Raw genomic sequence first — 11,084 nt, forward strand, 5'->3', positions numbered from 1 at the left:
GATTCCAAGACTGACTTTCTCTCCGGCTACGGCCACATCATCGTTGACGAATGCCACCGGGTCGGGGCTGCAGGTTTAACCAATGTCCTCGCGCAACTCAACGTTCGTTTTATACTCGGCATGACTGCGACTCCGTACCGTTCCGACGGTCTTGATAAGTTACTGCCTCTCATTTGCGGCCCTATCCGCCATACCGTCGAGCTTGATCGCCCTGGGCAACGCAACTATGTAGTCCACAACACGGACTTCACCTACGATGCTCCTTACCTTTTCTGGCCCGACCTCGACACCGCTCTGGCGGTGGATGAGCACCGCAACCAGCTCATCGCCGATGTCATCACACAAGCCGCGCAGGGCGAGCACACTGTCCTCGTCCTAGTGAAAAGACGCGAACACCTCGCTGCCCTCAGCGCCTTGCTTACCGACGCCCCCTTCCCCGTCCTCCAACTCCACGGCGGACAGAAAGCCACTGAACGGCAGGCCGTGCGTGAACAGCTTGCCACCACACCGCATTTCGTCCTTTTAGCCATGTCCCAGGTAGCCGGCGAAGGCATCGATCTTCCCGCACTGGACACTCTTGTGCTGGCCGCCCCAGTAAGCTTCCGCGGCGTTGTCATTCAGCAGGTTGGCCGAGTCACTCGCGATACCGATGACAAGGAAAGCATCTCTGCCACCGTCCACGACTTTCTCGATGCCAACGTCCCTGCCCTCGCCTCGGCTTTCAGGAAGAGGAGCTCGACCATAGCCAAGCAGGGATTCACTCGCAACAACAGTTAGAGCTGCCCCATGGTTGACTGATTGCTACTAAGTTAGGGGATATGCACAACTGAAATCATTGTGCGTTGCTCGGGGGAAAGGTTAAAAGTGAGCAATGAAACAAATACGGACGCCACGTTCCTTTGCAAAAAGCGTCCCTTCTCAAATTCACAAATTGACAAGTTAGGGGAGTTCTATGTAGGAAAGCGCAGTACACCGCCCGATTGCCAAGAAGAAATCATCGCTTGGTACGAATGGCTCAAAGACGAAACTACGAAGCTCGTTTCGTCTGCGGTTCAATCCATAGACGCTGACGGTCGAGGACCTTTCGAGGCAGTACAATCTGCCCGAGTCAAAACTAGGTCATCCATCGCAGACAAATTAAAGAGAGGATCCCGCTTATCGGCGATGCAGTGGACTTCGCCGGTGTTCGTTTCGATTTGGGCGCGTCTCACTCTGTACTGCTAGATATTGCCAAGGCTATCGAGGTTCTAGCGAGGTTCTAGTCAAGCAAGTCAATGCCGAAGTAACCATCAAGAACTATCTCTCTAATCCCCAGCGAGGATACCGTGCGGTGCATGTATGGATTACCAGCAAACCTACCGGTCGCGTGGAGATTCAATTGCGTACCCAGCCCCAAGCCGAATGGGCGAATACATTTGAAAAACTGGCAGACCTTACCGGCCGACGAATTCGCTACGAAGATGACTACCGCCCAGCGAATCCGGAACTTGCAATCTATTTGGGCAAACTTGCTCGAAGTCTCCGACAAGTTCTACGGCATAGAGACAGATCTGGAGGAGGGATACGAATCAGCACAAAGTGGTTTGCAGACCATCGCCGCGACATCACGAGCCATCCCAGTAGACCCACGAGTACACAGAGAACGAGCCAAGTTCTATATGCACATGGCGAGCTATGAGTTAGAATTGGCAGACACTGCCGAGAACAACAATGAGACCCTCAAAGCGCTGAGAAAACTACAAGACGCCCTTCCTGGCCTGCCAATCGAAAGCGAACAGATTAATGACTGATTTCATAATCACTTACAAGCGTCGCTCAGGCGAGTCTTTCATCAAACAATTCTCGGACTCGACGCAAGCGCTTAAGGAACGCCTCCGCCGCGAAGCAGCGATCGACGATCCTGATATTGAGATCGCCCATATTTCAGCACCTTCCCTGGAATCCTTGAAAAAGTCGCATTCCCGGTATTTCATGGGCCGCGTAGAGATAGAAGACGACCAGGTGAACGCAGCTTAAAGCTTCACTCATGGCCCGCCGCCATGGGCGTGATTATTTCGACCTGCACTCTGCAGGTCGAATGCCAGACAGCGGGCTTCGAATATTTGAGCCAGTCTTCGCTGCGCATGTCCGGCACACCTGTCAGAATCAAGACATGTCTGTTGAAGCACGCGCCCTATCGCTGCGGCGTTTGATGCGCGATTCCGCCGCGATCCGGCTCCTGGCCGCGGATAACGCTCCCGTGATTCTGGCGTTGATCGCGGAGTACTTCCCGCGCGGCACCAGGGCACGCCCAGCGGCGGAGGTGTATGAGCTCATGGTCACCGATTTCGAGGTGTTGGCCAGTGAGTTTTCCATGCCTCGCACGCCGCAGAATTACTGCAATGACTGGGTCAAGGCCGGGTGGCTCATCAGAAAATCCGGAAAGAGCTCCCACGGTGAAACGCTCGAACCCAGCGAGGAGGCCCTGTCCGCGCTCGAAGCCATTGAGCGCTGGGAGGCACCGGTGACCACGGTGACGGCGTCACGCGTGGAATCGATTAGCTCCGCGCTGCAAAGGCTAGCGCGGGATACGAACGAAGACATCGCCAGCCGCGTAGCCAGCTTGGAAGAAGAGCGCGACCGCATCGACCGTGAGATTGAAAAAGCCCGCAGCGGGCAGTTCGAAAGGCTCACCGCCGCGGAGGCAGAAGAGCGCGTCCAGGACGTGTTGAACATGGCCATGGCTGTGCCGAGCGATTTCGCCCGGGTGCGCCACGAGCTCGAGGCCCTCAACCACCAGCTGCGCCGCCAGCTTTTGGATCCAGAGGGTTACCGCGGCGAGGTGCTGGAGGAGATCTTCAACGGTGTGGACCACATCGCGGAGTCAGACGCCGGGCGTAGTTTCCGCGGCTTCTATTCCCTCCTGATGGATAGGGAGCGCAGCGCCTGGTTGGACCAGTGGATCACGGAGGTCCTCGATAGCGAGGCCGGGCAGGCGCTGGCCGCGGACAGGCGGCAGCAGCTGCGCAGGCTTTTTCGCGATATGGAGGAAACGAGCTTCGAGGTCAACCAGACCATGACGGGGCTGGCACGCAGCCTGCGCAACTATGTCTCCTCCGAGCAGTTCGCGGAAGACCGGCGCATGATTGAGCTACTGCGGGAGGCCCGCGGCATGGCTATCGATGCCGCGCAACACTCCGAGCTCAAAGCCTTTCACCGGATGGAGACACCGCTACAGCGCATCGGTATGTCGATTCACTCCGTCTCCCGCATTCGCCTAGCCAACCCGGGACGGGAAATCGTGGAAGAAACCCCAGAGGCATACCAGCCGGAGGCAGAAGACCCGCAAGCCTTGTATGAGCTGGTGCGCGAATCGGAGATTGATTTCGAAGAATTGCATGAGGCGATACGCTCGGCCGTCGCCCAGTCCGGCCCCTGCACGATCGGCCAGGTGCTGCACGCCCATCCCCCTACCCAGGGTCTTGCCAGCGTGGTGGGCTTGGTGCACATCGCAGACCAACACCCAGTGCCCGTGCTGCGTCCATCGCGTGAGAAAGTCACATGGACCGAGGAGGACGGCACGGTGCGCTCCGCCTATATCCCTACTCTGTATTTCGATCACACCACCGTTAAGGAGCTACAGTGACCGCCGCACACACTCCCCGCGTCGATTCCGCCCACGAGCCACCCTTGTGGGAGCACGATAAAGGCTCGCTGACCTACCACTCGCGGCGCGCGTTAGTGCAGCTTCTACAGGGCCCGCTCATTCGCGCGCAGAAGGAACCGGTGCTGTGGGCCGCCATCATCTCGGATGAGGAGAACCTCCGCGCCCGGCTGCATGAGGTGTTCCTAGAACTCGTCGTGGACGAGACCGAGGGCTTCGCGTTTACCCGGATGGTGGAGGAAGAAACCTTGAGCATCCCGCAGGTGCTGCGCACGGATAAGCTCAAGCACATCGACACCGCCATCCTGCTGAACCTGCGCCAAGAGCTGGGGCTTGCGCTGCCCGGAGAGCGGGTCATCGTGGACGTCGAGGACCTCCGGGAGGGAATCGGTTACGTCCGCGCGGTGGACAACCGCGATGAGGCCGGTTTCAACCGCCGCTTCAACGCCGCCATTAAGCGCATTCAGAACGACTATTCACTGCTGAGCGCTACTGAGACCGAGGGGCGCTTCGAGGTCTCACCGGTGCTACGCCAGCTTTTCGACGCCTCCACAGTCACCGCCATCCGTGACGAATACGCCCGCCTGGCGCAGGCTGAGGAAGAGCAGGCAGATGAGGAGAAGGAGGAAACTTCCGATGACTAGCCACACCAGCCTGTACCCCGGACAATTCCGTATCAGCCGCATTCAGCTGATCAACTGGGGCACTTTCCACGGCTACTTTTCCATCCCGGTGGCGCGCAAAGGTTTCCTCATCACCGGCGGTTCGGGCTCCGGCAAGTCCACGCTGCTGGACGCGATGTCGGCGGTCTTGGTTCCACAGAGCCACCTGAAGTTCAACGCGGCGTCGCAGCAGGACCTAGGCCGGCACAACGGGCGCAGCCTGGTCTCCTATGTACGCGGTGCCTGGCGGCAGCAAGAAAACGCGCAGACCGGTGAGATCGCCCCCGAATACCTGCGGGAGGGCGCTACCAACTCGGTGGTAGCACTGACCTATGACAATGGCGCGGGCAAGCAGCACACGCTCATAGCTATCTTCCGCCTCAACGGCGGTGAGAACTCAGTCGGCCAGATCAAGAAGTTGTATGGGCTGGTGCCGGGTGATGAGGACGTCGATAAGCTCAGCCCTTTGCTCACCCGCAGCCTGGACACCCGCAAGATCAAGGCCCTGTACAAGGGACCCGGCGTGTCCTTTACGCCGACATATGCCACGTTTGCGGATCGTTTCCGCAAACGCCTTGGCATCAAGAACGTGGAGGGCCAGCTGCTTCTTCACCGCACGCAGTCCGCGAAGTCGCTCTCCAGCCTGGATCAGCTCTTCCGGGACTACATGCTGGACAAGCCCTCGACCTTCTCCAGAGCGGAGGAGGCCGTGGAGCAATTTGAGGATCTGCGCCAGGCGTACCTGCGGGTCGAAGACGTCAAGGCCCAGATTGATACGCTCGCTCCCCTACCCCAGCTGCATGCCCAGCGCGCAACCGCGGAGGCAGATAAGCACAAAGCCGAGGCCATGAACGAGGCGCTGCCAGCCGTGCGCTCCCGCCTGGTGGCAGAAGAGCTGGACTCTCACATCCGTGCGCTGAGCGCCCAGCAGGTAGAAGCTCAATCCGAAGTGGAATCCCTCGAGGCTGACGTCGCCCACCTTGATGATGCAGAGCGCCGCGCCGCGATGGCCGTCTCCCAGCTCAGCGCCGGCGAGCTCGATGCCCTGCGCGCCAAAATGGAGACCGCCGACATAGAGATTGAACACCGCTCCAAAGAATTCCAGCGCCTTGCGGCTGCCGTGGGCGAGTGGACCGAACACTATGAGCTCAGCCCGCAAGGATTCGCAGAGCTGCAGGCCAACGCCCAGCTGCGCCTCTCCGACTTCGAAACCGACTCCGCCAATCTGACGAACCAGCAGCAGGAAGCCGGCGTGGCCGCCCGCGATGCGGCCACCGCCTGCGCCCGGCTCGATAGCGAGCTGCGCTCTTTTAGCTCGCGGCGCACCAACATCGACAAGGCCCTGGTGGAGCTGCGCTCCCAACTTGCCCGCGATACCGGCTACGCCGAATCCGAGCTTCCCTTCGCCGGCGAGCTCATCGACATCAGCCCGCAGCAGGCGGACTGGGAGCCGGTCATCCAAAAGCTCCTGCACGGTTTCGCCGCCACCCTCCTCGTGCCGGAGGAAGCCCGGAAAGCCATTAACCAGTGGGTCAACTCCCGCAACGTGGGTACCCGTCTGGAATACCGCACCATCCCGGAGTTCACGTCGGCGCCAGCCTCCGCGCGCAGCCCGCGGCAGCTCATCCACAAGCTGGAATTCCAGGATCACCCCATGACGGCGTGGGTACGCCAACACATTTCCCGCCGCTTCAACTATGAATGCGTGGAGTCGGTAGCGGAACTGGACAAGGTCACCACAACTCCCGCCGTTACCCGCGATGGCTTGGAAAGCCGCCCCAAGGACAAGGACGGCTCCACGCGTTTCATCAAGGATGACCGCACGCGCTTTGCCGGTACCGCATGGTACCGGGTGGGTTCCACCAACACCGCCAAGATTGAGCTACTGCGCTCCCAGTTAAAGCAGGCCAAAGCCACCGCCAGCGCCACCGCCAGGCAGGTCCATAACCTCAACCGGAAGATGGACATCCTGCGCACCCAGCGCGATAAAGCCCAGCAGGTGCTGGACACGAAATTCCAGGACATTGACACCGCCTCCGCGAAAGCCCGCAAGCAGGACCTGCAAGCGCAATACGATTCCCTGGCATCCTCCCCCGAAGCCCAAGCCTTGGCCGCCGCACATCAGCACGCGAAGGAAAAGCTGGAGGCTGCCCGCACCCGGCTCAACCAGGCACAGAAACACCTCGGTGACGTCGAAGGCGAGCTGAAGCGCTCCACCGAGCGCCGCCACGCCATCGGTACCGTTCCGGAAATCGCCGACAAGGACATAGCGAAAGCCGTCGAGGAGGCCTTACACAAGGGCAAGCGCACGCTGACCATCGATAACATCGATGCCCGGCGCGATGAAGTCCAGGCCGACCTGCAGGACGCCGCCCGCACCGCCGCGCGCCGCATCGAGGACGCCAACGGCAAGATCGTCTCCGTCCTCCACGCTTACCTGTCCCAGTGGCCAGCAGAAGCCGCCGACCTGGAACCGCAGGCCAGCTTCGCCGGCGAAGGCATAGAGAAGCTGAAGTACCTACGAGCTGACCGCCTGGCAGATTTCCGCGCCCGCTTCCTGGAGCTGCTCAACGGCCAGACCGTCCAGAACCTCTCCCACCTTGCCTCCTCCCTGCGCCATGCCCGCAGCGATATTGAAACGCGTATGGAGTTCATCAACAAGTCCCTGGAGCGCTCGCCCTTCAACGGTGAGCGCACCCTGCGCATTGATGTCAAGGATGCCCGCGGCCAGGTGGTCCACGACTTCCAGCGGGACCTCGATGCCGCCACCTCCCACAGCCTGGCCGAAATCAGCAAGGATGAGCACGATGCCGCCCTGCAGCGCTACCACGCCCTGGACAAGATTCTGAGCCGCCTGGGCTCGAGCCACCCGGAGGATATCCGCTGGCGCAACGTGGTCTTGGATACCCGTCGCCACGTCAGCTTCATCGGCCGCGAGTGCTACCCCGACGGCACCACAGCCAATACCTATCAGGATTCCGCCTCGCTCTCCGGCGGCCAAGCGCAAAAACTCGTCTTCTTCTGCCTGGCAGCGGCCCTGCGCTTCCGCCTGGCGGAGCCAGACCAGGACGTGCCCACCTATGGCTCCATCATCTTGGACGAGGCCTTTGACCGCGCCGATCCCACCTTTACCCGCACGGCCATGTCCGTCTTTGCTTCCTTTGGTTTCCACATGATTCTGGCCACGCCTTTCAAGCTCATCCAGACGCTCTCGCCCTACGTGGATGGCACCATCGTGGTCAACTACGACGAGCCGATTATCAACGGCCGCCCGCAGGCGCGCACAGGTTATTCACTTATCGACGCCTCCATCCTCTCCTCCCCCAACCCCGAACCACCCCACCCTGAGGAGCCCACCGATGCGGATGCCTAAAGACCTGCAGGTGCACGCGGCGAAATACCTGCGCAACCATTTCGCTGAAGCACTGTCCGATCCGGATTCGCTGCACCTGGCGTGGCCGCTGCACCCACCGACAGCCACGGCCGCCGCCCGCGATATTGGCACCACCCAAGACTTCATCCGCGCCTGGCAGCGCTGGCCGCACCAGGAGGAAGTCATCTACGAGTCCCGCAATTGGTCCCGCGCGGGCCTGGGCACCAATAACGTCCCGACCCGCATCACAATCAACGGCGCCGAACGCATCGCCACCGCCGCGGGCTTGGAACGCGAGTATTCCACCGCCCGGCTGCGCGCCCAGGACATCGCCGCCGTCTTCCCGGACGCCCCGGAGTTCACCCATGCCGTCCACCGCTCCTACAACCAGTGGAAGGATTTAAGCGCCTATGACCTGCGTTGCCTGGGGCCGTGCCTGACCTGGCTGCGCGCGAACCCCCATTCCGGTGAGTGGGAGCGCGCCGTGCCGGTCGAAGGCGTGGACGGCAAGTGGATTGGCAACCACCGCCGCTTGCTTCTCACACTCCTCGCACCCTTCGGTATCACGGACTTGGGCCTGCGCCGCAGCGATACCCGCCTGCGCCTGCGCTACCTCAACCACGCACCAGCGCTCTCCGATATCGAAATCCCCCTCGCCGACGCTGCCGAACTCTTCCCCGACACCCCACCCCGGGTGCTCATCGTGGAAAACAAACAAACCTTCCTGGCCCTGCCCACGCTTACCGACGCCTCCCCTCCCACCATCGCCCTCCTCGGCTCCGGCACCGCCGCCCACCAGCTCCGCGCACTGCGCTGGCTACACGAAGCGGACATCACCTACTGGGGCGACCTCGATGCCGCCGGCTTTGCCATCCTCAACGCCGTGCGTGCCCACTTCCCCCACACGACGTCACTACTCATGGACACCGCCACCGTCACCACATTCCAGCACCTAGCCGTCCCCGACCCCGGCGACGGCTCCGCCACGCTTACCCACCTCACCACCGAAGAGCAGCGCGCCTACCGCCTGCTCTTCACCGAGGGCCGACTGCGCATTGAGCAGGAGCGGATTCCGTTTGCGTATGTGAGTGATGCTATTAAAAAGCGACTCGGGCCAACATAGCGGCACCAGTTCCCAAACTCGCTAGAAAAATGGCCCTCACCTGCCCGTAGCCTTGGTGAGGGCCGAGCGACGATATATATCGTAGAGCTGCTCCTACGCCAAATCATGTCCCATTTTGCCCGATTCCATCAAGAGATCCATCGCTATCACTTCCAACGTTGCCTGCGATACTCAACATTAAGTGGGATTTCGTCAGACTCTGGTGATCTCAAACCTACGGCTGCAGTCGAACGGCAAAAGAAAACCTACATTGCTGGACAGTGAGCTACATGCAAGCATGATTGCCGAGTCAACGGGTATCAAAACCTAGTAACTGGCGAGCGAAACGATCTTGTTTCAACTCTATCAATCAATCTCTTTTGCCTTCGGCCAAATTACGCATGCATAGTCCTCAATAGCTTCTTGCCGCTTTCCAGCTAACTCATTTCCCCACGCGCCATCCGATACTGCTTGAAGAAGAACATTGTCATGAGCACCAGTATATTTCGCCAGAATTGGCGCTTTATCTGCAAAACCATTAGGAAGCGTACTGTTCACCTCACCAGGCAATAGCATCAGGTTGCCAAGTTTGAATACCCAACTATTTCGAGGAGTATTCTCGGATTTGTTAGCTTGAGGTTCAATGTGCTCAATCGTCTGCAGCTTTGAAAAATCAAGAGTTCTTACCGACTTATTTGTTTCAATTTCTCGAAGAATGTACCGGATCTTATGAACATCTTTTCTACGAGAATTAGAGTAAACTAACTTCCCTAGACCTGCTTTGAACTGGTGGTCTGTCGCCCCTTTCTTCGAGGCGCCAATTTGAAACTCCTGCATCGCGGCGCGTAGATCTCCAGCATTTTCAGCAAGGTAAACCATGGTAGCAGCTTTGCGATACAAGCGCCTGTGCGTCGAAGTTGATCCTTTACCCGCAATCGACCATCGAAATTGGTAATTCTTAATCTCTTGGAGAAAAGCAATCAAATCAGCGCTTTTCATCCAACCATCTTTCTCGAGGTACTTTCGCATTAGTGCCAGAAGTAACATAAATGGTTGAGCGGCTCCAGAAACCAGAACCCCATAAAGCGCCCACGCTATTTTATCGAATTTTTGTTGGTGCCAACCCACCCCTTCCGATAGCTCTTTCCACGGTTCCGCTGCCCCACCGGTGGTCAAAGTCTTACCTAAGGCTTCAAAAATGTAGGCGGATCGCAAAAACTCTTCAAGGAAGAATTTCGCAGACTCTTCCGAGCATGTTCCCCCTTCCAAGAATTCCTCAACCGAACGTCGGATTTTCTTTTCTTCCACAGGCTCGCCCGCTACAGCGCCATTCTGCGCAATTGAATTCCAGTGATAATACAAGAATTGATTTAAGTCAATATTGTCAAGCTCCGACTGCTCAACAAGGTCAATCGCTTTCGCCCACATTTTGTCATCCCCCCGATCGGCTCGCTCAGCTAGCCGTGATAAAATTGTGTTCTTAACCAAGTCAACAACCGTTAGACTTTGCCCGCGATCGTTTAGAGTCTCAAATACCCCAAAGGCATCACGCCTACTATCAGCCCACACATAAACAGCCTCTGCCTTCACCAAAGAGTCTCGCATTTCGTTTAGTACTGAAACCGAGTCGCCCGTCCTCTCCTGTTGAGCATGAATGAGCGCCTCAAACTTATTCCTAGCCGCAACTTCAAGCGAGTCAAGGTACTGTCCATTTGGGTACTGACGTTTCTTTTCGGGAGTGAGAACCGACTCTACCAACCTATCGTTCGCAGAACTGTCCCGATTTTCGAGGCGGAATCGTTCTTTACCATTAAGGTCAACGTACTTTATTAGTGGTTCGATACCACCAACAAGCGCTGTTTCCTCGAGTCGGATATATTCGTCGCGCAATACAGAGAGCAAGATTAGTGCTGTCGTAATTCGCTGTTGCCCGTCGATAATCTCCATCTCGCCTGACCGCGGCCCACATACGACCATACTTCCGAGGAAGTGGCCCTGTTGGTTGCTCCTAAGGTCATTCCAGAATTCTTCAATATTAAGCTCGTCCCAAGCATATCGGCGTTGATAACGAGGTATCACATGCTGACCCACTATAAGTATCTCTTGCAAAGGTCTGGAAACTGCTTCAAATTGCATAACTATCCTTTAGGATTAGTGTGCCCCTTTGTGGTTCTATAGCCCCCAAAGAAGCGCGATGACATTTCCGCACAAAAGTGCTCCACGTCATATTAGCAAACCCGCACGCTAGCGCTTACAAGTTTGCTCCCCTATTTTCATCTGCCGTACCGCGGAAATCGGACTTGC

At 58.2% G+C, this 11,084-nt stretch carries 8 protein-coding genes; 7 read left to right on the plus strand and 1 reads right to left on the minus strand.

Annotated features, from left to right (window positions below):
• The 7 genes from HMPREF3009_RS13530 to HMPREF3009_RS02960 all read left to right on the plus strand — a co-directional run.
• Nucleotides 1-777 (plus strand): DEAD/DEAH box helicase (locus tag HMPREF3009_RS13530; protein ID WP_198531105.1); only part of this gene is annotated, 777 nt, incomplete at its 5' end.
• A gap of 683 nt (nt 778-1,460) precedes the next feature.
• Complete coding sequence (locus HMPREF3009_RS13660) at nt 1,461-1,790, plus strand: hypothetical protein (RefSeq protein ID WP_232760893.1); 330 nt, start codon at nt 1,461-1,463, stop codon at nt 1,788-1,790.
• A complete protein-coding gene (locus tag HMPREF3009_RS02940; RefSeq protein WP_070545535.1) occupies nt 1,783-2,016 on the plus strand; it encodes a hypothetical protein in 234 nt (77 codons plus the stop codon). Before HMPREF3009_RS13660 ends, HMPREF3009_RS02940 begins: the two co-directional genes overlap by 8 nt.
• Before the next feature lie 136 nt (nt 2,017-2,152).
• Entirely contained in the window at nt 2,153-3,625 is a 1,473-nt protein-coding gene (locus HMPREF3009_RS02945) for a DUF3375 domain-containing protein (RefSeq protein ID WP_070679907.1), read from the plus strand.
• Nucleotides 3,622-4,287 carry a DUF4194 domain-containing protein gene (locus HMPREF3009_RS02950; protein WP_070679910.1) on the plus strand — a complete coding sequence of 222 codons (666 nt, stop codon included), beginning with the start codon at nt 3,622-3,624 and terminating at the stop codon, nt 4,285-4,287. Before HMPREF3009_RS02945 ends, HMPREF3009_RS02950 begins: the two co-directional genes overlap by 4 nt.
• Nucleotides 4,280-7,678 (plus strand): ATP-binding protein, encoded by a 3,399-nt coding sequence (locus tag HMPREF3009_RS02955; RefSeq protein ID WP_049156821.1) that lies wholly within the window; start codon nt 4,280-4,282, stop codon nt 7,676-7,678. Before HMPREF3009_RS02950 ends, HMPREF3009_RS02955 begins: the two co-directional genes overlap by 8 nt.
• The gene (locus HMPREF3009_RS02960) at nt 7,665-8,801 is read left to right on the plus strand and encodes a DUF3322 domain-containing protein (RefSeq protein WP_070679913.1); all 1,137 of its coding nucleotides are present in this window, start codon (nt 7,665-7,667) and stop codon (nt 8,799-8,801) included. Before HMPREF3009_RS02955 ends, HMPREF3009_RS02960 begins: the two co-directional genes overlap by 14 nt.
• 345 nt (nt 8,802-9,146) lie before the next feature.
• Here HMPREF3009_RS02960 and HMPREF3009_RS02965 read toward each other — a convergent pair whose 3' ends face one another.
• On the minus strand, nt 9,147-10,916 hold the full coding sequence (locus HMPREF3009_RS02965) for a DUF262 domain-containing protein (RefSeq protein ID WP_070545543.1): 1,770 nt from the start codon (nt 10,914-10,916) through the stop codon (nt 9,147-9,149).
• Between the last annotated feature and the right edge of the window lie 168 nt (nt 10,917-11,084).

It is taken from the genome of Corynebacterium sp. HMSC034H07, from assembly GCF_001815175.1.
Taxonomy (GTDB): Bacteria; Actinomycetota; Actinomycetes; order Mycobacteriales; family Mycobacteriaceae; genus Corynebacterium; species Corynebacterium hiratae.